At 74.5% G+C, this 21,567-nt stretch carries 23 protein-coding genes; 10 read left to right on the top strand and 13 right to left on the bottom strand.

The window, feature by feature from the left end; all coding sequences use genetic code 11:
* The first annotated feature begins 41 nt into the window (after window positions 1-41).
* Entirely contained in the window at window positions 42-1,013 is a 972-nt protein-coding gene (locus HDA31_RS03610) for an alpha/beta hydrolase family protein (protein ID WP_178066298.1), read from the top strand.
* An 81-nt stretch (window positions 1,014-1,094) separates the two neighbouring features.
* Here the strand turns inward: HDA31_RS03610 and HDA31_RS03605 are convergent, their stop codons facing one another.
* The 3 genes from HDA31_RS03605 to HDA31_RS03595 form a co-directional block, all read right to left on the bottom strand.
* Window positions 1,095-2,057 (bottom strand): zinc-binding dehydrogenase, encoded by a 963-nt coding sequence (locus HDA31_RS03605; protein WP_178066299.1) that lies wholly within the window; start codon window positions 2,055-2,057, stop codon window positions 1,095-1,097.
* A 76-nt stretch (window positions 2,058-2,133) separates the two neighbouring features.
* The gene (locus HDA31_RS03600; RefSeq protein WP_178066300.1) at window positions 2,134-3,312 is read right to left on the bottom strand and encodes an NAD(P)-dependent malic enzyme; all 1,179 of its coding nucleotides are present in this window, start codon (window positions 3,310-3,312) and stop codon (window positions 2,134-2,136) included.
* A gap of 143 nt (window positions 3,313-3,455) precedes the next feature.
* Window positions 3,456-3,845 carry a S24/S26 family peptidase gene (locus HDA31_RS03595; RefSeq protein ID WP_221486549.1) on the bottom strand — a complete coding sequence of 130 codons (390 nt, stop codon included), beginning with the start codon at window positions 3,843-3,845 and terminating at the stop codon, window positions 3,456-3,458.
* A 53-nt stretch (window positions 3,846-3,898) separates the two neighbouring features.
* Between HDA31_RS03595 and sodN the strand changes: the two genes are divergently transcribed.
* The 3 genes from sodN to HDA31_RS03580 are packed head-to-tail and all read left to right on the top strand — an operon-like array spanning window position 3,899 to window position 5,270.
* Window positions 3,899-4,303, top strand: coding sequence for a superoxide dismutase, Ni (gene sodN, locus HDA31_RS03590; protein WP_074472701.1), 405 nt, complete (start codon window positions 3,899-3,901; stop codon window positions 4,301-4,303).
* Window positions 4,300-4,833, top strand: a complete 534-nt coding sequence (locus HDA31_RS03585; protein ID WP_178066302.1) for a GNAT family N-acetyltransferase — start codon at window positions 4,300-4,302, stop codon at window positions 4,831-4,833. The genes sodN and HDA31_RS03585 overlap by 4 nt, the downstream gene beginning before the upstream one ends.
* A gap of 32 nt (window positions 4,834-4,865) precedes the next feature.
* Window positions 4,866-5,270 (top strand): ATP-binding protein, encoded by a 405-nt coding sequence (locus tag HDA31_RS03580; RefSeq protein WP_178066303.1) that lies wholly within the window; start codon window positions 4,866-4,868, stop codon window positions 5,268-5,270.
* A 51-nt stretch (window positions 5,271-5,321) separates the two neighbouring features.
* On the opposite strand, the gene HDA31_RS03575 is transcribed toward HDA31_RS03580, so the two are convergent.
* A complete protein-coding gene (locus HDA31_RS03575) occupies window positions 5,322-5,756 on the bottom strand; it encodes a hypothetical protein (protein ID WP_221486548.1) in 435 nt (144 codons plus the stop codon).
* Between HDA31_RS03575 and HDA31_RS03570 the strand changes: the two genes are divergently transcribed.
* Together HDA31_RS03570 and HDA31_RS03565 are read left to right on the top strand one after the other, a co-directional pair.
* Window positions 5,755-6,705 carry a diacylglycerol/lipid kinase family protein gene (locus tag HDA31_RS03570; RefSeq protein ID WP_178066304.1) on the top strand — a complete coding sequence of 317 codons (951 nt, stop codon included), beginning with the start codon at window positions 5,755-5,757 and terminating at the stop codon, window positions 6,703-6,705. The genes HDA31_RS03575 and HDA31_RS03570 overlap by 2 nt on opposite strands.
* Before the next feature lie 449 nt (window positions 6,706-7,154).
* The gene (locus HDA31_RS03565) at window positions 7,155-7,412 is read left to right on the top strand and encodes a WhiB family transcriptional regulator (RefSeq protein WP_007072794.1); all 258 of its coding nucleotides are present in this window, start codon (window positions 7,155-7,157) and stop codon (window positions 7,410-7,412) included.
* A 158-nt stretch (window positions 7,413-7,570) separates the two neighbouring features.
* Here the strand turns inward: HDA31_RS03565 and HDA31_RS03560 are convergent, their stop codons facing one another.
* Genes HDA31_RS03560 through HDA31_RS03545 form a run of 4 tightly spaced genes read right to left on the bottom strand, consistent with a single transcriptional unit; the run spans window position 7,571 to window position 10,963 of the window.
* Window positions 7,571-8,332, bottom strand: coding sequence for a sirohydrochlorin chelatase (locus tag HDA31_RS03560; protein ID WP_376701435.1), 762 nt, complete (start codon window positions 8,330-8,332; stop codon window positions 7,571-7,573).
* 2 nt (window positions 8,333-8,334) lie between these two features.
* Complete coding sequence (locus HDA31_RS03555; protein WP_178066305.1) at window positions 8,335-9,099, bottom strand: phosphoadenylyl-sulfate reductase; 765 nt, start codon at window positions 9,097-9,099, stop codon at window positions 8,335-8,337.
* Window positions 9,096-9,254 carry a hypothetical protein gene (locus HDA31_RS03550; RefSeq protein ID WP_176734126.1) on the bottom strand — a complete coding sequence of 53 codons (159 nt, stop codon included), beginning with the start codon at window positions 9,252-9,254 and terminating at the stop codon, window positions 9,096-9,098. Before HDA31_RS03550 ends, HDA31_RS03555 begins: the two co-directional genes overlap by 4 nt.
* On the bottom strand, window positions 9,251-10,963 hold the full coding sequence (locus HDA31_RS03545; protein ID WP_178066306.1) for a nitrite/sulfite reductase: 1,713 nt from the start codon (window positions 10,961-10,963) through the stop codon (window positions 9,251-9,253). Before HDA31_RS03545 ends, HDA31_RS03550 begins: the two co-directional genes overlap by 4 nt.
* 497 nt (window positions 10,964-11,460) lie before the next feature.
* Here HDA31_RS03545 and HDA31_RS03540 point away from each other — a divergent pair, with 497 nt between their 5' ends.
* The gene (locus HDA31_RS03540) at window positions 11,461-13,026 is read left to right on the top strand and encodes a glycosyltransferase family 39 protein (RefSeq protein WP_178067800.1); all 1,566 of its coding nucleotides are present in this window, start codon (window positions 11,461-11,463) and stop codon (window positions 13,024-13,026) included.
* 147 nt (window positions 13,027-13,173) lie between these two features.
* Here the strand turns inward: HDA31_RS03540 and HDA31_RS03535 are convergent, their stop codons facing one another.
* Both HDA31_RS03535 and HDA31_RS03530 read right to left on the bottom strand, forming a co-directional pair.
* Window positions 13,174-14,763: a PAS domain-containing sensor histidine kinase gene (locus tag HDA31_RS03535; RefSeq protein ID WP_178066307.1), complete on the bottom strand. Its 1,590-nt coding sequence runs from the start codon at window positions 14,761-14,763 to the stop codon at window positions 13,174-13,176.
* A 139-nt stretch (window positions 14,764-14,902) separates the two neighbouring features.
* On the bottom strand, window positions 14,903-15,934 hold the full coding sequence (locus HDA31_RS03530; RefSeq protein WP_178067802.1) for an SIS domain-containing protein: 1,032 nt from the start codon (window positions 15,932-15,934) through the stop codon (window positions 14,903-14,905).
* 225 nt (window positions 15,935-16,159) lie between these two features.
* Between HDA31_RS03530 and HDA31_RS03525 the strand changes: the two genes are divergently transcribed.
* Entirely contained in the window at window positions 16,160-17,989 is a 1,830-nt protein-coding gene (locus HDA31_RS03525) for a tetratricopeptide repeat protein (RefSeq protein WP_178066308.1), read from the top strand.
* A 75-nt stretch (window positions 17,990-18,064) separates the two neighbouring features.
* Here HDA31_RS03525 and HDA31_RS03520 read toward each other — a convergent pair whose 3' ends face one another.
* The gene (locus HDA31_RS03520) at window positions 18,065-19,651 is read right to left on the bottom strand and encodes an MDR family MFS transporter (RefSeq protein WP_178066309.1); all 1,587 of its coding nucleotides are present in this window, start codon (window positions 19,649-19,651) and stop codon (window positions 18,065-18,067) included.
* A 112-nt stretch (window positions 19,652-19,763) separates the two neighbouring features.
* On the opposite strand from HDA31_RS03520, the gene HDA31_RS03515 reads away from it, so the two are divergent.
* The gene (locus tag HDA31_RS03515) at window positions 19,764-20,327 is read left to right on the top strand and encodes a TetR/AcrR family transcriptional regulator (RefSeq protein ID WP_074472688.1); all 564 of its coding nucleotides are present in this window, start codon (window positions 19,764-19,766) and stop codon (window positions 20,325-20,327) included.
* A gap of 80 nt (window positions 20,328-20,407) precedes the next feature.
* Here the strand turns inward: HDA31_RS03515 and HDA31_RS03510 are convergent, their stop codons facing one another.
* Entirely contained in the window at window positions 20,408-20,920 is a 513-nt protein-coding gene (locus HDA31_RS03510) for a GNAT family N-acetyltransferase (protein ID WP_178066310.1), read from the bottom strand.
* Window positions 20,917-21,132 (bottom strand): biotin/lipoyl-binding carrier protein, encoded by a 216-nt coding sequence (locus tag HDA31_RS03505; protein WP_074472686.1) that lies wholly within the window; start codon window positions 21,130-21,132, stop codon window positions 20,917-20,919. Before HDA31_RS03505 ends, HDA31_RS03510 begins: the two co-directional genes overlap by 4 nt.
* A 283-nt stretch (window positions 21,133-21,415) precedes the next feature.
* Between HDA31_RS03505 and HDA31_RS33310 the strand changes: the two genes are divergently transcribed.
* Window positions 21,416-21,490: a 50S ribosomal protein bL37 gene (locus HDA31_RS33310; RefSeq protein WP_369752275.1), complete on the top strand. Its 75-nt coding sequence runs from the start codon at window positions 21,416-21,418 to the stop codon at window positions 21,488-21,490.
* Window positions 21,491-21,567 lie beyond the last annotated feature (77 nt).

Raw genomic sequence — 21,567 nt, 5'->3', positions numbered from 1 at the left:
TGCGGGCCGGCGCCCCCGTCCGGCGAGGCACAATCGGTTTCATGTGCCGCCGCCGTCGTACCGCAGCCCTGCTGGCCACCGCCCTGCTTGCCGCCGGCCTGGCCGGCTGCTCGGGCGGCGCGGAGCCCGCCTGGCGCGAGGCCGCCCCGGCGCAGGCCCCGAAGGCGACCACCCCGGCCCCGCGCGTGCCCGCCGGCAGCGCGCCGAGCGAGAGCTTCGCGGTCGGCGTACGCCAGCTCAAGCTCAACCGCGACGGCGACCGCCCGCTGCCGGTGACGATCTGGTACCCGGCCCGGGGCGCGGCGGGCGGGACGCCGCAGCGGTCCGCGACGGCCGCGACGGGGCGCTTCCCCGTGGTGATGTTCAGCCACGGCCTCAACGGGCGGCCCGAGGACTACGAGCTGCTGCTCACCCGCTGGGCGGCGGCCGGGTTCGTGGTGGCCGCGCCGGCCTTCCCGCACACCGCGCGGGGCACCGACACCAACGTGCTGGACGTGCTGAACCAGCCGGCCGACGTGTCGTACGCGCTGACCCGGGTGCTCGCCCTGGACGCGAAGGCGGGCGACCCGCTGCGCGGGCGGCTCGCCACCGACCGGGTGGCGGCGGCGGGGCACTCGGCCGGCGGGGTGACCACGATCGGCCTGTTCACCGCGGGCCGGGACGACCGGCTGGACGCCGGGGTGGTCTTCGCCGGCACCGGCCTGGGCGTGGGCACCGCGTTCGCGGGGGCCGCCGCACCGCAGTTGTTCGTGCACGGCGAGGCCGACGAGGTGGTCGACTACGCCTCGGGCAAGGCCGCGTACGACAGGGTGCCCTGGCCCAAGGCGATGCTGAGCCTGCCGAAGGGCGACCACGGGCGGGCCCTGCTCACCGACGGCGCTGCCCTGCGGGTGGTCTCGGACACCTGCGTCGAGTTCCTGCGCTGGACCCTGTACGGGGACGCGGCGGCCAAGCGCCGGCTGCCGGACGAGGCCACCCGCGGCGGCGTCGCCACCCTCGACGACCGCTTGTAAGGAAGGGCCCCCTGTTAACGCATTCGGTATAGGAAGGGCCCCCTCCTAACAAGCTCCCGGCAGGCGCCCGACGGCCAGCGCTCACGCCGTGTGGTCGATGACGATCTTGCCGAACGCCGCGCCCGAGTGCAGCCGGGCGAACGCCTCCTCGATCCGGCCGAACGGCACCACGCTGTCCACCACCGGGCGCACCTCGTGCTCGGCGCAGAACGTCAGCAGCTCGGTCAGCTCTCCCGGCGTGCCCATCGAGGTGCCGAGGATCTCCAGCTGCATGGCGAAGACCCGCCGCAGGTTGACCTTCGGCTCGTGCCCGGCGGTCGCGCCGGAGACCACGATCCGGGCCATCGGCGCGGCCGACTTCAGGGAGTGGTCGAACGTGGCCTCCCCGACCGTCTCGATCACCACGTCGACCCGTTCGGGCAGCCGCGCGCCGGGCTCCAGCGCGGTCGCCCCCAGCTGCGCGATCCGCTCCCGCTTGCCGGCGTCGCGGCTGGTCGCGTACACCCGCTTGCCGAGCGCGACGGCGAGCGCGACGGCCGCCGTCGCGACGCCGCCGCCCGCGCCCTGGACCAGCACGGCGTCGGCCTCGTCGACCCGGCCCTTGGTGGTCAGCATCCGCCACGCGGTGAGCCAGGCCGTCGGCAGGCAGGCGGCGTCCGTCGCCGACAGGCCCGCCGGCAGGGGCAGCAGGTTCATCCGGGGTACGGCCACCCGCTCGGCGAAGGTGCCGGGGAAGTGCTCGGAGAGGATCGACATGCCGCGCGGGTCGCCCGGGTCGACGACCAGCGGGAAGACCACCACGTCGGTGCCGTCCGGGGCCGTGCCGACGGCGTCGCAGCCGAGGATCATCGGCAGCCGGTCCGCACCGAGCCCGATGCCGCGCAGCGACCACAGGTCGTGGTGGTTGATCGAGCTGGCCCGCACCTGCACGGTCACCCAGTCGTCCTCGGGGTGGGCCGGCTCGGGCTGCTCGCCGACGGTCAGCGCGGCGAGCGGGTTGTCGGCGTCGAATCTCGAGGCGAAGGCGGCACGCATGATCCGCACCGTAACAAGGAGCGGGGGTGTTAAGAAGGGGCCCCTGCTATACCGAAGGCGTTAACAGGGTGCCCCTCCTTGCACGTCAGGCGCGGGCGACGCCGTCGCGGCGGGCGGCCTCGGCGACGGCCTCGGCCACCGCGGGGGCGACCCGCGGGTCCAGCGGGGAGGGCACGATCGCGTCGGCGGTGAGCGTCTCGGCCACCACGCCGGCGATCGCGTCGGCGGCGGCCACCTTCATCCCGTCGGTGATCCGGGTCGCCCGGGCGTCCAGCGCGCCCCGGAACACCCCGGGGAAGGCCAGCACGTTGTTGATCTGGTTGGGGTAGTCGCTGCGGCCGGTGGCGACGACGGCGACGTGCCGGGCGGCCACCTCGGGGTGCACCTCGGGCGTCGGGTTGGCCAGGGCGAAGACGATCCCGCCGGGGGCCATCCCGGCCACCGCCGCCTCGCAGATCTCGCCGCCGGAGACGCCGACGAGCACGTCCGCGCCACGCAGCGCCTCGGCGACGTCGCCCGACCGCCCCTCGGCGTTGGTGTCGGCCGCGAGGTCGGCCTTGGCGCCGGTGAGGTCGGCGCGGTGCCGGCCGATGATGCCCTTCGAGTCGCAGACGACGACCCGGGCCGGGTCGACGCCGCCGGCGATGAGCATCCGGGTGACCGCCACCCCGGCCGCGCCCGCGCCGCTGACCGCCACCCGCAGGTCGCCGAGCTTGCGGTTGAGCAGCGCGGCCGCGTTGCGCAGCGCGGCGAGCACGACGATCGCGGTGCCGTGCTGGTCGTCGTGGAAGACGGGGATGTCCAGCGCCTCGTCGAGCCGGCGCTCCACCTCGAAGCAGCGCGGGGCGCTGATGTCCTCCAGGTTGATCCCGCCGAACGAGGGGGCGAGGGCCTTCACCACGGCGACGATCTCGTCCACGTCCTGCGTGTCGAGGCAGACCGGCACCGCGTCGACGTCGGCGAACTGCTTGAACAGCACCGCCTTGCCCTCCATCACCGGCAGCGCCGCGCGCGGGCCGATGTTGCCCAGCCCGAGCACGGCCGAGCCGTCGGTGACGACGGCGACGGTGTGCCCCGCCCAGGTGTAGTCGTCGGCCAGCGCCGGGTCGGCGGCGATCGCCTCGCACACCCGGGCCACGCCCGGGGTGTACGCGAGGGAGAGGTCCTCGCGGCTGCTCAGCGGGACGGTGGAGGCGACGGCCAGCTTGCCGCCGACGTGCAGTTGGAAGACGGGATCAGCAGGATCCACGGTGGACGAAGACATGGTGACTCCAGGAAATCTGTCGGGTAGACGAGGCGACCGGCGCCAGCGCGAGGTGAGGCGGCCAGCGGCGGTGGCACGGTGCGGGGGTCACCCGGATACCTGCCGAGCATAGTGTCGGGAGCACAAGTCGGATGTGAGTAGGGTCATACTCGCCGGTAGCCGGCGGGGCGGGGCAGCCGGCCCGGCCGGGGCCAGTAGCGGGCCACGACGCGGCCGTGCACGTCGGCCACGCCGTACGCCCGGGAGTCGTCGGTGACGAGGTCGTTGTCGCCGCGTACCCACCAGCCGCCGTCGGCGGGGCGGACCGCGCGCTTGACCACGAGCAGGCCCGGACGGCTGCGGAAGACCGCGACCACGACGTCGCCGGGGCGGATCGGACGGCCCCCGCGCCGCACCAGCAGGGCGTCGCCGTGGCGCAGGGTGGGTGCCATCGACGGACCGGTCACCAGTACGGCGGCGAGCGGCCCCCGCAGCCGGTCGGCGGCGGGCGTGTCGGGGGGCACCGGTTTCACCTCCGCACCGCTGGGGAGCATCTCCAGGAGTAATGTCGTCCTGGATCATCGCAAACTTCCCATGGAGGATCCCGATGCGACTTCCGCGCATCCTCATGCCGAGCGTCACCGTCAGCGCCCACTGCGACCTGCCGTGCGGCGTCTACGACCCGGCCCAGGCCCGGATCGAGGCCGAGTCGATCAAGGCGATCGCCGAGAAGTACCAGGCGAACACCGACCCCGAGTTCCGCACCCGGGCGCTGATCATCAAGGAGCAGCGCGCCGAGCTGGTCAAGCACCACCTGTGGGTGCTGTGGACGGACTACTTCAAGCCGGCGCACTTCGAGAAGTACCCGAACCTGCACAGCCTGTTCAACGAGGCCACCAAGCTCGCGGGCGCCAGCGGCGCCAAGGGCAGCGCCGACCCGGCCAAGGCCGAGGAGCTGCTCGCGAAGATCGAGGAGATCTCGAAGATCTTCTGGGAGACCAAGCAGGCGTGACCTCCGGGTCGACACCGACGGTACGGCCGGCGCGTCCCGGGGACGTGCCGGCCGTCGTCGCCATGGTGCACGAGCTGGCCGCGTACGAGCGGGCCGCCGACGAGTGCCACCTGACCGCCGGGCAGCTCACCGAGGCCCTGTTCGGCCCGACGCCCGCGCTCTTCGGCCACGTGGCCGTCGACGGCTCCGACCGGCCGGTCGGCTTCGCGTTGTGGTTCCTCAACTTCTCCACCTGGGCCGGCGTGCACGGCATCTACCTGGAGGACCTCTACGTCCGCCCCGAGGCGCGGGGCACCGGCGCGGGCCGGCGGTTGCTGGCCACCCTGGCCGCGATCTGCGTCGAGCGGGGCTACCGACGGCTCGACTGGTGGATGCTGCACTGGAACCCGGCGGCCCGGTTCTACGCCTCGATCGGCGCGTCCCCGATGGAGGAGTGGGTGCCGTACCGGCTGACGGGGGCGGCCCTGACCGCCCTCGCGGCCGACGCGACGCCGCCCGCGAGCGCCGCGTCCACGCGTCCGTCCGCCTGACGGGGTAGAGTCCCCCACCGGGGGGATGAGGCGTGACTCAACTGACCGGCCAGCCAGCCACCGACGACGACATCGTGCACCTCACGGTGCCCGCCGACGGTGGCTACCTCGGCGTGCTCCGCACCGCCACGGCCGGCCTCGCCGCCCGCCTCCAGTTCGCCCTCGACGAGATCGAGGACCTGCGGATCGCCGTGGACGAGGCGTGCGCCATGCTCCTCGCGGTCGCCACCCGCGACGCCGAGCTGGAGTGCCGGTTCCAGGTGACCGAGGACGCCCTGACCGTCGAGGTGACCGTGCCGACCGTGCGCGGGGCGACGCTCCCCTCCGAGTCGTCGTTCGCCTGGAAGGTGCTGACGGCCCTCACCACGGCCGCCTCGGCGAGCGCCCACAACGGCCGGGCCACCATCTCCCTGCTGACCCGCCGCGCCGGCTACTGACCGCGCTCCTCGCCCGCCACGGGCCGCCCAGCGGGCCCGCGCCCACCCGGCTCAGGTGAGGCCGAGGGCCCGGGTGGTCGGCGGGCTGACGAGCAGCGCGCTGACGCCGAGGCCGAGCGCCATCAGCGGCACGCCGAGCCAGCCGAGCCCGCCCTGGATCATGTACCAGCCGACCGGCAGCAGCATCAGTTGCAGGACGATCGCCGGAGCCCGGGCCCCGGCGCGCCGGCGGCCGAGCGCGCCGCCGAGCGCCCAGAGGGCGGCCGCGCCGCCGAGGGCGAACGCGGTCACCAGCAGCGCCGACGGCAGGTCGGTGGTGGTGGCGGTGAGGTCGGCCCAGACGAGCCAGACGGCGACCAGGCCGAGGGCGACCGCCTCCGCCCGGAGCAGCCGGACCGCCCAGCGCAGCGTGGTCGGGTCCTGGTCCGAGTCGATGGTCACGCGCGCCACGATACCGGTGGTGGGGCGCGGTACAGTGCCGCCCATGCGGGCCGTCCTGGTGGTCAATCCGAAGGCCACCACCACCAGCGAACGCAGCCGGGACGTCCTGGTCCGGGCGCTGCGCAGCGAAGTCGACCTGTCGGTGCGGTACACCCGCCGGCGGGGTCACGCCATGGACCTCGCCCGGGAGGCGGCCGAGGAGGGCGTCGACCTGGTGGTGACGCTCGGCGGCGACGGCACCGTCAACGAGGTGGTCAACGGCCTGATGGCGGCCGAGCCCCCGACGATCCGCACCGGGCGCAGCCCCGCCGAGCGGCTGCCGGCGCTGGCCACCGTCCCCGGGGGCTCCACGAACGTGTTCGCCCGCGCGCTCGGCCTGCCCCGGGAGTGGCCGGAGGGCACCAGCATGATCCTGGAGGGGCTGCGGCTCGGGCGGTCCCGCACGATCGGGCTGGGCCGGGCCGACGACCGCTACTTCACCTTCTGCGCCGGCTTCGGCCTCGACGCGGCGGTGATCCACCGGGTCGAGCAGGCCCGTCGGCGCGGCCGGGTCTCGACGCCGGCGCTCTATCTGCGCTCGACGGTCAATCAGTATTTCCTCGGCTCGAACCGTCGCCATCCGACGATCTCACTGGAACGCCCCGGCGAGGTTACCGAGGGTGAGATCGCCACGGTCATCATCCAGAACACCGCGCCCTGGACGTACCTGGGCGAGCGGGAGATCAACCCGAATCCGGCGGCGTCCTTCGATCTCGGGCTCGACGTGCTCGCCATGCGGCAGCTCCGCGTGGCGAGCACGGCACGCACAGTGACCCAGTTCTTCTCCCACACGCCCAATCCGCGGGGGCGTCAGGTGTTGCAGCTGCACGACCTGGCCGAGTTCACCCTGGTCGCGAGCCGTCCTCAGGCTTTCCAGCTCGACGGGGACTATCTCGGCGAGCGGGAAAAAGTCAGATTCGCATCCGTTCCGGCCGCACTGAGAGTAATCTGCTAGGTCTCGGGTACAGCCCTTGGTCGAGCGCGGTTCCCCCACCGCTGTCGATGCGGTGGCCGCCACACCGAGGGCGAGGTGCCGGAAATGTCAGCAATGTCACGCAGACTGTACTATATTGATCCTCGACTGTGGTACGCCGGGTAACCAGGACTCCCTGCAAACCGGACAAAGGGGTCGTGAGCTTGCTCACCGCTCGGAGTTTTTCCGAGCGTCACCCTTGACATCGCGTGAGTTCGTGAAAGTATTCACAAGCGAACTTGAGTTACCGGGACATTGCTAGGACATGCTCATTGTGTTGAGCTGTTCCAGCAGGTCCCAGTGGCTACCAGAGCCTGCTCACGCAGCGCCGAATTGATGGATGCGAACCGTGACCATCGGCGTGCGGATGCATAAAGGAAAAGCACCAACGCAATATCTGCCACCCATCCAGAATGAGGAGTGTTGCCGCCATGGACTGGCGTCACCATGCTGTCTGCCGCGACGAGGACCCGGAGCTGTTCTTCCCGATCGGGACGTCCGGTCCGGCTCTCCTGCAGGTCGAGCAGGCCAAGGCCGTCTGCCGGCGCTGCTCCGTGACCGACCAGTGCCTCCAGTGGGCACTTGAGTCCGGTCAGGACGCCGGCGTCTGGGGCGGGATGAGCGAGGAGGAGCGGCGCGCCGTCAAGCGCCGCGGTGGTCTCCGGGTGCTGCGCGCTCACTCCGCCTGACCTACTGCACGCACCACAGCTCCACGCCCCGACAGGGCAACCCCTGTCGGGGCGTTCTGCTGTGCGGCGTCCTCCCGGGCCCGCTGCGCGCCCCGGGCCGGGCCGCACCGATCACCCGGCCGACGCGCCGCCGCCCGGAAGCAGCCGCCCGCCCGGATTCACTCCGGCGGTGCGGCGTCCGCCCGGCGCAGCACCAGATCGGCCAGCTCCGGGGCGTCGGTGAGCGGCCCGGAGACGGTCACCGCGCCGGCCGCCCGCGCCCCCGCCAGCACCGCGTCGTGGAAGAGCCCCGGGGCCAGGAAGTACGCCGACACGACCACCCGCCGGGCCCCCGCCGCGCGCAGCCGGGACACCGCCGCGCCCGCGTCCGGCGGGGCCGCCGAGGCGTACGACACCCGGCAGGGCACCCCGAGCGCCGCGCCGAGCGCCGCCGCGACCTGGCCCACCGAACCCCGCGCCCGGGGATCCCGGGTGCCCGCGGCGGCGAGCACCAACGCGTCGAACCGGCCGGGCTCCGCCTCCGCCAGCCGCCGCCGCAGCCCGGCCAGCAGCGCCCCGTCGACCACCCCGTCGGCCGGGCCGAGCACGTCGGAGACGCGCACGTCGATCGGCGGCCCCGACTCCCGGGCCGCCGCGACCGCCGCCGGGACGTCCACCCGCCGGTGGTACGCGGCGGTGAGCAGCAGCGGCACCAGCACCGCCCGGGGATGCCCGGCCGCCGCCAGCGAGCGCAGCGCCTCCGTCGGCCCCGGGTCCGTGTGGTCCAGCCAGCTCGCCGACACGGCCACGCCGGGGCGGGCGGCCGCGACCGCCCGGGCCAGCGCCCGGGTCGCCTCGGCCGCCCGGGGATCCCGGCTGCCGTGCGCCACCAGGACCACCGGGTCGCCGGCCGCGAGCGCCGACCCCCGGATCCCGGACACGGTCAGAGGTGCAGCCCGCACTCGGTCTTCTCGAACATCGCCCAGCGGCCGGCCCGCGGGTCCTCCCCCGCCTTCGTGCGGCGGGTGCAGGGCCAGCAGCCGATCGAGCCGTAGCCGCGCTTGAACAGCTCGTTGACCGGGATGTCGTGCCGGGCGATGTAGGCGTCCACGTCGGCCTGCTTCCAGGCGGCGATCGGGTTCACCTTCACCCTGCCCCGGCGGGCGTCGAACGTCACCACCGGCGTGTTGGCCCGGGTCGGCGACTCGTCGCGGCGCAGCCCGGCGGCCCAGGCGTCGTACCCGGACAGCGCCCGCTCCAGCGGCTCGACCTTGCGCAGCTGGCAGCAGTCGTCCGGCGACCGGTTGAACAGCCGGGGGCCGTACTCGCCGTCCTGCTGGCCGACGGTGAGCCGGGGCCGGATCGACCGGACGTTGACGGGCAGCCGGCGGGCCACCTCGTCGCGGACCCGCAGCGTCTCCGGGAAGTGCAGCCCGGTGTCGAGGAAGATCACGTCGACCCCGGGCGCGACCCGGGAGACGAGGTGGGCGAGCACGGCGTCGGCCATCGAGCTGGTCACGCAGAACCGGTCGCCGAACGTCTCGGCCGCCCAGCGGGCGATCTCCAGCGCCGGAGCGCCCTCCAGCTCCCGGCCCGCCCGCTCGGCCAGCTCCCGCAGCTCCTGCGGGCTGCGCCGGGCGGGATCGGCGGGCGTCGGGCCGCCGGGGCCGACCAGCCCCAGGGTCGCGGCCGACACCAGGGCGGTCATCGGGTCACCGCCTCGGTCAGCAGGCCGGTGAACTTCACCGTGAACACCCGGGCGCAGGCGTGGCACTCCCACGCGCCGTGCCCGGCCTCGCTCGGCCGCAGGTCCTCCTCACCGCAGTAGGGGCAGTAGAGCGGCGCTGAACGAGTCTCACTCATCGGAGTTCCTCCTCGTCTACCCTGATCACCCAGTTGGCGAAGGACTCGCCCTCGGTCCGGCTCGCCAGGTAGCGGCGGGCGAGCCGTTCCACGTACTCCGGAAGCTCGGCGGCGGTGGTCTTCAGGCCGCGCAGCTTGCGGCCGAAACCGGCGGTCTGGCCCTGCGCCATGCCCAGGCCACCGCCCAGGTGCACCTGGAAGCCCTCGACCTGGCGGCCGTCCGGGCCGACCACGAGCTGCCCCTTGAGGCCGATGTCGGCGACCTGCGTGCGGGCGCAGGCGTTCGGGCAGCCGTTGAGGTGGATGGAGATGTCCGCGTCGAAGTCGCGCAGGCGCTCCTCCAGCCGGGCCACCAGCTCCTCGCCGCGCGCCTTCGTCTCGACGATGGCCAGCTTGCAGAACTCGATGCCGGTGCAGGCCATCGTGCCGCGCCGCCACGCCGACGGCCGGGCCTGAAGGCCGATCGTGCTCAGCTCGGCCACCAGCGAGTTGGTCCGCTCCGGGGGCACGTCCAGGACCAGGAGCTTCTGGTACGGGGTGAGCCGCACCCGGCCGCTGCCGTGCGCCTCGACCACGTCGGCGAGCCGGGCGAGCTGCGTGCCGGAGACCCGCCCCACCACCGGGGCGGCCCCGACGTAGGCGAGCCCGTCGCGCTGGCGGTGCACCCCGATGTGGTCGACCGGCTTGGCGGGCAGCTCCGGGGCGGGCCCGTCGAGCAGCGTGCGGCCCAGGTATTCCTTCTCCAGCACCTCGCGGAACTTCTCCACGCCCCAGTCGGCGACGAGGAACTTCAGCCGGGCCCGGTTGCGCAACCGGCGGTAGCCGTAGTCGCGGAAGATGCCGACCACGCCGGCCCAGACGTCCGGCACCTCGGTCAGCGGCACCCAGACGCCGAGCCGCTTGGCCAGCATCGGGTTGGTGGAGAGGCCGCCGCCGACCCAGACGTCGAAGCCGGGGCCGTGCTCCGGGTGGTCGACGCCCAGGAAGGCGATGTCGTTCGCCTCGTACGGGGTGTCCACCAGCCAGGAGATCGACGTCTTGAACTTGCGGGGCAGGTTGGAGAAGCGCTTGTCGCCGACGTACCGCCGGACGATCTCCTCCAGCGCCGGGGTCGGGTCGAGCAGCTCGGCCTCGGCCACCCCGGCGACCGGGCTGCCGAGCACGATCCGCGGGCAGTCGCCGCACGCCTCGGTGGTCTGCAGGCCCACCGACTCCAGCCGACGCCAGATCTCCGGCATGTCCTCGACCCGGATCCAGTGGTACTGGATGTTCTGCCGGTCGGTGATGTCGGCGGTGTCCCGGGCGAACTCCCGGGAGATGTCCGCGACCACCCGGAGCTGCTCCAGGGTGAGCTGGCCACCGTCGACCCGGACACGGAGCATGAAGAACTCGTCCTCCAGCTCGTGCGGCTCCAGCACGGCGGTGCGTCCGCCGTCGATGCCGGCCTTGCGCTGGGTGTAGAGGCCCCACCAGCGGAACCGGCCGCGCAGGTCCTGCGGGTCGATCGAGGCGAAGCCCCGGTGGGCGTAGATGTTCTCGATCCGGGCCCGGACGTTCAGCGGATCGTCGTCCTTCTTGATCCGCTCGTTGGCGTTGAGCGGCTCACGGTGACCGAGCGCCCACTGGCCCTCCCCACGGGGGCGGCGGGGTGCCCGCGCGACGGCTGCCGTGGGTGCGTCGGGTCGGGCGGGGGTGCTGCTGACCGCCATCGCGGCGTCCTCCGTTGTCTGCTGTGCCTCTGGACGCGGGCGCGCGGCCGGCCCGTGGGACGGGGCCGTGGACAGCGGTGTCGGACGGCCGGCGCGACTACGCGCCCGAGACGGATGGGTCGGGCGTCGTCAGTGGGCCGGACAGATGGCGCTGCGCACGCGGCCGTAGTCGACGTGGCGACGGGCCACGAAGCGACGGACGACAGCGGCAAGCATGTGCCCATGCTCCCACACGCAGGGTGGACCTACCAACGGCCGTGAGTGTGATCCCACATCACGGGCCACCGATCCCCACCCCCACCGACACCCCACCCCAACAGCCAAACCACCCAACCACCCTCCCACCCCGCACCCCCGCCCCACCGCTCCCCACCCCGACGATCAAGAGAAAGGCGTCGATGTCGATCTCCACGGTGACACTTTCCTCTTGATCACCGGGCTGGGGGGGCGGGTGTGGGAGGCTCGATGACGTGGCGAAATCGTCCGTTTGGCGGTTTTTGTTGGGATGGCCCAGGGCGGTCTGGCTGTGGCCGGCTGTGGGGACGCTGGCGGCCACCGGCGTGGGCATCGGCTCGGCCCAGCCGTGGCGCGACGAGCTGGCCACCTGGAGCGCCGCCACCCGGCCGCTGGGCGACCTGACCCGGATGGCCGGCGCCATCGATGCCGCCACCTGGCCGTACTACCTGTTCATGCACGGCTGGGTGGCGCTCTGCGGGGACTCCCCCGCCGCGCTGCGGCTGCCGTCGGCGCTGGCCATGGCGGGCACGGCCGGGCTCGCCGCCGCACTCGGCGCCCGGCTGCTCGGGCGACGGGCCGGACTCGCCGGCGGCCTGCTGTTCGCGGTCCTGCCCGGCACCTCCCGGTACGCCCAGGAGGCCCGCCCGTACGCGTTCGTCGCCCTCTTCGCGGTGCTGGCGACGCTGCTGCTGGTCCGGGCGCTGGAGCGGCCCGGCTGGCGGCGCTGGGCCGGGTACGCCGCCGCGGTGGCCGCCCTCGGCCTGGCCCACCTGGTCGCGCTCACCCTGCTCGCCGCCCACGCGGCAGTCGTGCTGGCCGCCGACCGCTCCGCCCGCCGCGCCATCCGGCCAACCGTCAACCGGGACGCTCCGGACACCACCTCGGGCACCACCGACGGAAATCCTCCCGGCGTACCCGGGCCGGCGGCCCGCGGGGCCGGCGGCCCGGACGGTCTCCCCCGGATCGCCGGCCGGTGGCCGCGGCGGGCGTTGTGGGGCTGGCTGCTCGCGCTCCTGCCGGCGGCGGTCGTGCTCGCTCCCCTGGTGCTGCTGGCAGCCGGCCAGCGGGGGCGGCAGCTCGACTGGGTGGACCCGGCCCGCCCCGCCGACCTGGCCGCCCTGCCCGGCGCGCTGGCCCAGAGCGGCGCGGTGGGCGGGCTGCTGCTGGGCCTGGCCGCCCTCGGCGTCGCCCGGTCGGGCCGGGCCGGGCTGCCCCCCGCCGCCTGCCTGGTCCTGCCGGTGGCCCTGGTCTTCCTGGCCGGGCTGGCCGGGCCGCTGTGGGTGCCGCGCTACCTGTTCTTCGCCGTGCCGTTCGCGTGTCTGCTGGCCGGGGCGGCGCTGGCCACGGTGGCGCTGCCGGCGGCGCTGGCCGTGGTGCTCCTCGCCGGCCTGCTCGGGCTGCCCGACCAGGTGGCGCTGCGGCGTAGCCACGAATGGCCGCGCGGCGCGCTGGTCGACTACCGGGGGGCGGCCCGGGTGGTCGACGCGGGACGCCGCCCCGGCGACGTGATCGTCTTCTCGCCCCGGGACGGCTGGCTGTTCACGGACCTCGGCATCGGCTACCACCTCGGCGACCGGCAGCCCCCGGACGCGCTGGCCGTGCGGGGCCGCGACGCGCGCGGCGACTACTGGACCGACGAGTGCCCCGCCCCGGCCGCCTGCCTGGCCGGGGCGCGACGGGTCTGGCTGGTGGTCGCCGGCCGGCAGGCAGACCCGGCCGACGCGGTGCCCGGCGCGAAGGGGACGGCGCTGCGGGATGGCTTCGCCGTCGAGCGGGTCTGGCCACGCCCCGGCCTGACCGTGGCGCTGCTCAGCCGCCGAGGCTGACCGACCCGTCGCCCGCTCACCGCTGGACGGCCGGGCCATGCCGGTCAGGTGGGGGTATCCGGGCAACGGGACACCGCCATGTCGCCGACCTGGAGTCGATCAGGCACCCCCGCCAGCGCCCCGCCCCCGGGGACGGGTGGCCCGGTGTCAGGAGCGGACGAGGGGGACCACCAGCACCGCCTCGGTGCCGCCCTCCGCGCCGTTGCGCAGCTCGATGGTGCCGCGCAGCTCGCCGGTCACCAGCGCCCGGACGATCTGGAGCCCGAGCCGGCTGCCGCGTTCGGCGTCGAACCCGGCCGGCAGGCCCCGCCCGTTGTCGGCGACGGTGACGTGCAGCTGCTTGCGGAACCGGTGTGCCGACACGACGACCTCGGGCGGTGTCACCGACTCGACCCCGGCGGCGACCTGCGGAAGCACCCCACTCACCCCGGAGCCGCCGGCCGAAGCGGTGTCCGCCGGGCCGGTCGGGGGCTCGGCGGCCGGCGGGAAGCCGTGCTCGACGGCGTTGAGCAGCAGCTCGTTGAGGACCATGACCAGCGAGGTGGCGATCTCGGCCGGCAGCACGCCGAAGCTGCCCCGGCGGCGCATCCCGACGGTCTGCTCGGTCGCGGCGACCTCGGTCGCCGCGCTGGCCACCCGGTCGACGATGCCGTCGAACTCGACCGCCTCGTCGCTGGACATGGAGAGCGTCTCGTGCACCAGGGCGATGGAGGCGACCCGGCGTACCGACTCCTCCAGGGCGACCCGCGCCTCCGGCATGGCCACCCGGCGGGCCTGGAGGCGCAACAGCGCGGCGACGGTCTGCAGGTTGTTCTTCACCCGGTGGTGGATCTCCCGGATGGTGGCGTCCTTGGTGATCAGGGCGCGGTCGCGGCGGCGTACCTCGGTGATGTCGCGGACCAGGACCAGCGCGCCGATCGGCACCCCGGCGGGCATCAGCGGCAGGGCCCGGGTGAGCATGGTCGCGCCCCGGGCGTCGATCTCCCGCCGCGGCGGGCCCTCACCGCGCAGCGCGGCGAGGATGCCATTGGCCGCCTCGGTGCCCTCCAGGGGGTCGCCGGCCAGCCGGCGGTGCAGCTTGGCCAGGTCCTCGCCCACCAGGTGCGCGGCGAAACCGAGCCGCCGGTACGCGGACTGCGCGTTGGGGCTGGCGTAGGTGACCTTGCCGCCGGCGTCGAGCCGGACCAGGCCGTCGCCGACCCGGGGCGCGGACGTCGTCTCCCCGGGGTGCCGGGGCGGCGGGAACGTGCCGTCGGCGATCATCTGGGCGAGGTCGTCGGCGGTGGTCAGGTAGTTCAGTTCGAGCTGGCTGGGCGTGCGCGCGGTGGAGAGGTTGGTGTCCCGGCCGACGACCGCGATCACCTCGCCGGCCTCCCCGTCGGCGGTGCGCAGCCGGACCGGGATCGCCTCGTGCCGGGCGGGCACGTCGCCGTACCAGACCGGGTCGCCCTCCCGCCAGATCCGGCCCTGGCCGTACGCGACCTCCAGGTGGGCCACCTCGGGCCCGCCGACGATCCGCCCCACCTGGTCGTCCTGGTACGCGGTGGGCGCGGTCGTCGGCCGGACCTGGGCCACGCAGAGGAAGGTGCCGTCGCGGTCCACCGGCACCCACAGCAGCAGGTCGGCGAAGGACAGGTCGGACAGCAGCTGCCAGTCTCCGGCGATCCGGTGCAGGTGGTCGATGTCGGCGGGGCGGAGCTGGGTGTGCTCCTCGGCGAGGTCGCGCAACGTGGACACGCTGCACAGCGTGCCACGCCCACCCGCGCCCCGTCCCGCTGGCCGGCCGGGCTCACACCGACCGGCCCGTGCACCCGCGCCGGCCCGGCCGGCGCGGGTGCACGGGCCCGCCCCACGTTCGCCGGCCGGCCCGGGGCGCTCACATCGTCGCGGTGACCTTCTTCAGGCCGCGCGGCGCGTCGGGGTCCTCGCCCCGGGCCAGGGCCAGCGCCAGGGCGAGGCGCTGCAACGGCAGGATGTCCAGCAGCGGGGCGTACCGCTCGTCGACCTCGGGGACGGCCATCCGGGTGGCCCCCTCGACGTCGGCCGAGCCGACCACGACCACGTCGGCGCGGCGCTCGCCGAGGCGGGGCAGCACCTCGCCCATCGACCGGCCGCCGGGGCCGGAGCCGACCACGGCCAGCACCGGCACGTCCGGGTCGGTCATCGCGAGCGGGCCGTGCAGCAGGTCCGCGCCGGAGAAGGCGAGCGCCGGCAGGTACGAGGTCTCCATCAGCTTGAGCGCCGCCTCCCGGGCGGTCGGGTACGCGTACCCCCGGCCGGTGGTGACGAGCTGGGCGGCGAACCGGTAGCGCGGCGCGAGCTGGGCCGGGGTGGGGTCGTCGAGGGTGCGGGCGGCCAGCTCGGGCAGGGCCGCCAGGGCGGCGCGCTCGGCGGCGGGCAGCGCCCCGTCGCCGGCCCGGACGCCCTCCACGAGCAGCAGCAGGGCGAGCAGCTCCGCCGTGTACGTCTTGGTGGCCGCCACCGCCCGCTCTGTTCCGGCGGCGATGTCGACGTTCAGCTCGGCGATCCCGGCCAGCGGCGAGTCGGGGTTGTTGGTCACGGCGAGGGTGAGCGCGCCGGAGGCGCGGGCGGCACGCAGCACCTCGGCCAGGTCGGGTGAGCCGCCGCTCTGGCTGACCCCGACGACCAGCGCGTCGGACAGGTCGGGGCGTGCGCCGAAGAGGGTGACCGCGCTGGGCGAGGCGAGCCCGGCGGGCAGGCCGAGCCGGATCTCGGTCAGGTACGCCGCGTAGAGCGCGGCGTGGTCGGAGGTGCCCCGCGCGGTGAAGACCACGTGCCGGGGGCGGCGCTGCGCGACGACGGCGGCCACCCGGGCGATCGCCCCGGCGTGCTCGGCGGAGAGCAGCCGCTCGTAGCCGGCCGGCTGCTCGGAGATGTCGGCGGCCATGCCGGCCCCTGCACGCGTCACGGAGTGCCCCTTTCCCTGCGCGATTGCCGCGCGTTTCCTGCTCAGTCTTGCATGTTTCGGCGTACGTGAACAATCTTGCGAGCAGCATTGCGCAGTGGATCACCAAGCCGAGCCAACATCACCTACGCTTGCCCGGCCCGGCGACACTGCGACGGGGGACGCATCCGCCGCCCGGCCGCCCGCACCTACCACCGAGAGGCCCACGTGTCCGAGGGAAGGGACGATCCCCCGCTGTCGGCGGAGGAGGAGCTGGCCCTGGCCCGGCTCGCGCTGGACGAGGGGGACCTGGCGCACGCCGCCGGGCACGTCGCCGGCGCGCTGACCCGGTCGCCCACCCTGCCCGAGGCGCACGAGACGCTGGCCCGGCTGGCCGCCGCCAGCGGCGGCGGCCTCGACCTGTTCCCCCTGCACCAGCGCGCCTTCGTCGGCACGGTGGTGGCCCGGGCGCACCTGCTCGCCGCGGCGGGGCGGCCCGCCGAGGGGCTGGAGCTGCTGGCCGCCGCCACCGGGCACGACCGCAGCGCCGACTGGGCCGGGGTGCCCTGGGTGACGGCCCCCGAGCTGCCGGAACGGCTCGACCCGGAGGGCATCGCCCAGGTGCTGATGCAGGTGTGCGCCGCCACGCCCGACCCGGTGCCGCGCGCGGACCGGGCGCCCCTGACGCCGTACCTCACCCTGGCCCGCAACGCGGTCACCGTCCACCCCGAGCACGCCCTGCTGCTGGGCGCGGCGTCCGCGCTGGCCCGGCGCCTCGGCGAGGTCGCCCTGGCGGTCCGCTGGGCCGGCCGGGGCGTACGGGTGCGCCCGTCCAAGCTCGGCGAGGTGTGGCTCGGGTACGCGTACCGCAGCGCCGGCCGCACCCGGGACGCCCTCGCCGCGCTCCGCCGGGCCGTCGACCACGACCCGGACGACCTCGCCGTGTACGCCGACATCGCCGGCACGCTGGCCGACACCGGCCGGCTCGACGAGGCCCTGGAGTGGACCGACCGGGCCCTCGCCCGGAACCCCGCCTTCGACTGCGCCGTGCACACCGCGCACCGGCTGCGCTTCCAGCGCGACGGCGACGTGGCGCACCTGGTGGCGCTGGCCGACTTCGTCCGCGACCATCCCGACGACTCGCACGAGCACGGCGACCTCGCCGAGTGCTGCCGCAGCCGGCCGTGGCTGGGGCAGGTCACCCCGGCCGCCGGGGCGGCGGTCGCCGTGCTGCGGCACGCCCTGGCCGCCGAGCAGGACGCCCTCGGCGCGACCGTACGGCTGGAGACGCTGGAGCCGCCGAGCGCGCTGCGTACCGTGGCGGCGGCCGCGCCCGGCCTGCGGGTCGAGGTGGCGGCGGTGGCCGAGCCGGACCCGCGCGAGCCCCGCCGGGCCACCGACCGGCCGCTGTGGCGCTGGGACGGCACCGTGGCCGCCCCGGCGGTGCCGGCGCCCTCGGCCGAGGCGGCGGACCGCGTCCGGCAGCTCGCCCACCCGGCGTGGCCGCACCCCCCGGCGGCGTACGACGCGGCGGTCGGCCTGGCCACGCTGGGGCTGCCCGACCTGCTCGGGCTGCTGGTGCACCCGCCCGCGGCCCCGCCGACCGGGCTGGGCCGGGTGCTGGCCGGGCAGGACCCGTCGCTCTGGGTGCGCTGCGTGCAGGTGTGGGCGTGCCTGGGCCTGCTGCACCACCGCACGGACGAGCCGTGGCCGTCCTCCACCCGCCGCCGGACGCTTGTCGAGCTGGTCTGGGGGGTGGAGGACTGGATCACCGAGGCGGCCCTGTTCGCCCTGGTCACCGCCGCCTGGGTGGACCCCTCGGTCCGCGAGGACGTGGCCGGCGTGGTGGCCGAGCGGCTCGCCGACGCGGCGGCCGTGGCCCGGGACCGGAGCATGCCGATCGCGGTCTCGCTGGCGTACCTGGCGCTGGCCACCCCGGCCCTCGACCCGGCGACGGCCGCGCTGGCCGGCGAACTGATTTCCGGCCCGGCGGCGGGCCGGTCCCGCCCGGGCCGGCTGCGCCGCCTCTGGGGCCGCCTCACCCGCCGCCGGGGCTGAGGCGGGGCCGGCGGCACTGCCGGCCGGGCCGCCCGCCCCGGCGCTCGGGGTGGGCGGCCCGGCCGGGGCCGCCGCTCAGACCGCCGACGCCTTGCCCAGGGCCGCCTCGGCCTGTTCGTCCGGCGAAGCGGCCGGCGGGGCGTCGTTCGTCGAGCGCAGCGGGATCTCCCGGATGAACCAGGCCAGCACCGGCACCAGCACGGTGAACAGCACGGCCCACCAGAAGACGTGCGAGACGGCGTCGGCGAGACCGCCGAGCACCAGCTCGCGGGCCTGCGCCGGCAGCTGCTTGAGCTTGTCCAGGTCGACCTGGCCGCCCTCGCCCCCGCCGCTGAACGCGGACCCGGCGGGCGAGTCGGCGAGCCGGTTGGCGAAGATCGCGCCGAACAGCGAGATGCCGAACGAGCCGCCGATCGAGCGGAAGAAGGTGGCCGCGCCGCTGGCCGCGCCGAGGTCCTTCTGCTCGACGCTGTTCTGCGCGATCAGCATCGAGGTCTGCATGAGGAAGCCCATGCCGACGCCGAGGACGATCATGTAGAGCGAGGACTCCACCTTGCTCGTGTCCACGTCGAGCCGGGTCAGCAGGGCCAGGCCGGCGGTCATCACCACGCCGCCGACGATCGGGAACATCCGGTACCGGCCGGTCCTCGTGATCGCCCGACCGACCGCCAGCGAGACCACCAGCATGCCGAACATCAGCGGCAGCAGCAGCAGGCCGCTGTTGGTGGCCGACGCCCCCTGCACGGTCTGCTGGTAGAGCGGCAGGAAGTTCATGGCCCCGAACATCGCGAAGCCGAGCAGGAAGCCGATCATCGAGATCAGCGCGAAGTTGCGGTTGGCGAACAGCCCGAGCGGCAGGATCGGCTCCGCCGCGCGCCGCTCCACGAAGCCGAACACGACCAGGCTCACCAGGGCCAGGGCGGACAGGCCGAGGATCTGCGGCGAGGTCCAGTCGTAGGAGTTGCCGCCCCAGGTGGTGATCAGCACGATCGCGGTGATGCCGACCGAGAGCAGCCCCGCGCCCAGCCAGTCGATCCGGTGCTCGGTGCGGTACTTCGGCAGGTGCATGGTGGTGGCGAGCACCAGCAGCGCGACGCCGCCGAGCGGCAGGTTGACGTAGAACGCCCAGCGCCACGAGAGGTTGTCGGTGATGAAGCCGCCGACCAGCGGCCCGGCCACCATGGCGATGGCCATGATGCCGGCCATCATGCCCTGGTAGCGGCCCCGTTCCCGGGGCGGGACGAGGTCGCCGATGATCGCCATCACGCCGACCATCAGCCCGCCCGCGCCGAGGCCCTGGACGGCCCGGAAGGCGATCAGCTCGATCATGCCGCTGTCGGTGCCGCCGAACACGCCGGAGCCGGCCATGCCGCACAGCGCGGAGCCGACCAGGAAGATGCCCACGGAGGTCAGGAAGACCGCCTTGCGGCCGTAGAGGTCGCCGAGCTTGCCCCAGATGGGGGTGGAGACGGTGGTGCCCAGCACGTACGCGGTGACGACCCAGGTGAAGTGGTCGACCCCGCCGAACTCGCCGACGATGCGCGGCAGCGCGGTGCTGACGATCATGTTGTCGAGCATCGCGAGCATCATCGCGATCATGAGGCCGAAAAGGACGACCCGGATGTTGGGTCGTCGCTCCGCGCCCTCGACTTCCTGACTCATCGGTAAGCTCCCCCCGGGATGTGACCGACTTACTTGCCGACCGGCTAGTTACCTTACTAGCCGCACGGTAAGTTGGGTGGCAACTGGTCGTCAAGCGAGTTGGGTGGTTTGGGTGAGAGAGAGCACAGGCACGCGGGAGCGCATCAAGGCCGTGGCCCTCGAACTCTTCACCGAGCAGGGCTACGAGAAGACCTCGCTGCGCGAGATCGCCGAGCGGCTGAACGTGACGAAGGCCGCCCTCTACTACCACTTCAAGAGCAAGGACGAGATCGTCAGCAGCTTCGTCGAGGAGCGGCTGGACCGGATGGACGCGCTGATCGCCTGGGCCGACGGGCAGCCCGCCACGCTGGCGACGCGGCGGGAGCTGATTGCCCGCTACGCCGACAGCATGTTCGCCACCGAGCAGCCCTCGGTGATGCGCTTCTTCGAGCAGAACCAGACCGCGCTCAAGAGCCTGGCCGCCGGGCAGCAGATGCGCGACCGGATGTTCCGGCTGGCCGACGCGCTGGCCCGGGGCGACGAGTCGCCCGAAGCCCAGCTGCGCGCCGCCCTGTCACTGTTCGCCGTGCACAGCAGCTGGTTCGCCATCCGCACCCCGCACGTCACCGACGAGGAGCGGCGGAAGATCGCCCTGGAGGTGGCCGACGAGCTGCTCGCCCGCATCGCCGAGGGCTGAGCCGCCGCAGTCCGGTCGACGCCGGACACCGTCGACGGCGGAGGCTGCGGCAGCGCGAGCAGGACCGACCGGGCGCAGGATCAGCTCGGGCCGGGCAGCTCCCGCCGCAGGCCGAGCAGGTCCACCCCGGGCAGCGGGGACCAGTCCCGCTCCGGCGTGCGGACGAAGCCCAGCCGCTCGTAGAGCCGGTGGGCGGCCGCGGCGAGCCCGCCGCGCACGCAGATCACCACCGCCGAGCAGCCCCGCTCGGCGGCGCGGGACAGGCACGCCTCCACCAGCGCCGCACCGACCCCCCGGCCCTGGGCCGCCGGGTCCACGGCCAGCATCCGGAACTCGGCCTCGCCGGGCCCGGAGAGCTCGGCGTAGGGGGTGCCGGGCAGCACGAACGTGACCGAACCGAGCAGTTCGCCGGTCGCCGCGTCGACGGCGACCAGCACCTCGCCGGCCTCCGCCCGGGCGGCCACGTCGGCGAGCACGGCACCGTAGCCGTGCTCGCCCTTGAGCTGACCGTCGGCCTCGTACGCGGCGACCGTCAGCCGGGCCACCGCCGAGAAGTCGGCAGGGGTGGCCCGCCGGACCCGCAGCCCGGTCAACCGATCACCGCGATCAGGTCACCGTCCTGCACCACGTCGCCCTCGTTGACGGCGAGCCGCTCGACGACGCCGTCGGACTCGGCGACGACCGGGATCTCCATCTTCATCGACTCCAGGATCACCAGCGTGTCCCCCTCGGACACGGTGTCCCCGGCCGACGCGACGACCTTCCACACGTTCGCCACCATCTCGGCGCGGATCTCGTCGGCCATCTCCGGGCCCTCCCTCTTCCGCCAGTGTCTCGATCGGTATCCAATCACGTGCCGGACCGTCGCGGGCGCGTCGGCGGCCCCCGACATGCGATCCCGCCGGGCCCGCGCGCCACACCGGGCCGGTCGACGGAGCATCGGCCCCGCCACCGGTGCCCCGGCGGACCACGGCCGCGGCGGGCCGCACTAGCATCAGCGGATCGGCCCCGGGTGACCGGGCGACCGGTACGCGACCACCGCCGCGCTCGCCGCCGGCGGACACCGACCAGCACCCGAGGAGGTCAGCATGGCGAAGAAGGCCCGCAAGAAGAAGGCCCGCAAGAAGAGCAGCGCGAACCACGGCAAGCGCCCCAACTCCTGAGTCGCGCGGCGGGCGACCGCCGACCGCTCAGCGCTCCTCGCCGCCCACGGCCGGAGACGCCGGTGGCCCGGGTCTGA

The sequence above is a fragment of the Micromonospora carbonacea genome, from assembly GCF_014205165.1.
Classification (GTDB): domain Bacteria; phylum Actinomycetota; class Actinomycetes; order Mycobacteriales; family Micromonosporaceae; genus Micromonospora; species Micromonospora carbonacea.
The sequence above is the reverse complement of the archived record's forward strand: the minus strand, read 5'-3'. Positions and strand labels throughout refer to the sequence as shown.

Bases quoted from the DNA above. Each gene is read 5' to 3' on its own strand.
- HDA31_RS03610 (WP_178066298.1), top strand. From the start codon at position 42: ATGTGCCGCCGCCGTCGTACCGCAGCCCTGCTGGCCACCGCCCTGCTT.
- HDA31_RS03600 (WP_178066300.1), bottom strand. From the start codon at position 3,312: ATGTCTTCGTCCACCGTGGATCCTGCTGATCCCGTCTTCCAACTGCAC.
- HDA31_RS03595 (WP_221486549.1), bottom strand. From the start codon at position 3,845: ATGCTCCCCAGCGGTGCGGAGGTGAAACCGGTGCCCCCCGACACGCCC.
- sodN (WP_074472701.1), top strand. From the start codon at position 3,899: ATGCGACTTCCGCGCATCCTCATGCCGAGCGTCACCGTCAGCGCCCAC.
- HDA31_RS03570 (WP_178066304.1), top strand. From the start codon at position 5,755: ATGCGGGCCGTCCTGGTGGTCAATCCGAAGGCCACCACCACCAGCGAA.
- HDA31_RS03575 (WP_221486548.1), bottom strand. From the start codon at position 5,756: ATGGGCGGCACTGTACCGCGCCCCACCACCGGTATCGTGGCGCGCGTG.
- HDA31_RS03565 (WP_007072794.1), top strand. From the start codon at position 7,155: ATGGACTGGCGTCACCATGCTGTCTGCCGCGACGAGGACCCGGAGCTG.
- HDA31_RS03555 (WP_178066305.1), bottom strand. From the start codon at position 9,099: ATGACCGCCCTGGTGTCGGCCGCGACCCTGGGGCTGGTCGGCCCCGGC.
- HDA31_RS03550 (WP_176734126.1), bottom strand. From the start codon at position 9,254: ATGAGTGAGACTCGTTCAGCGCCGCTCTACTGCCCCTACTGCGGTGAG.
- HDA31_RS03545 (WP_178066306.1), bottom strand. From the start codon at position 10,963: ATGGCGGTCAGCAGCACCCCCGCCCGACCCGACGCACCCACGGCAGCC.
- HDA31_RS03530 (WP_178067802.1), bottom strand. From the start codon at position 15,934: ATGGCCGCCGACATCTCCGAGCAGCCGGCCGGCTACGAGCGGCTGCTC.
- HDA31_RS03520 (WP_178066309.1), bottom strand. From the start codon at position 19,651: ATGAGTCAGGAAGTCGAGGGCGCGGAGCGACGACCCAACATCCGGGTC.
- HDA31_RS03505 (WP_074472686.1), bottom strand. From the start codon at position 21,132: ATGGCCGACGAGATCCGCGCCGAGATGGTGGCGAACGTGTGGAAGGTC.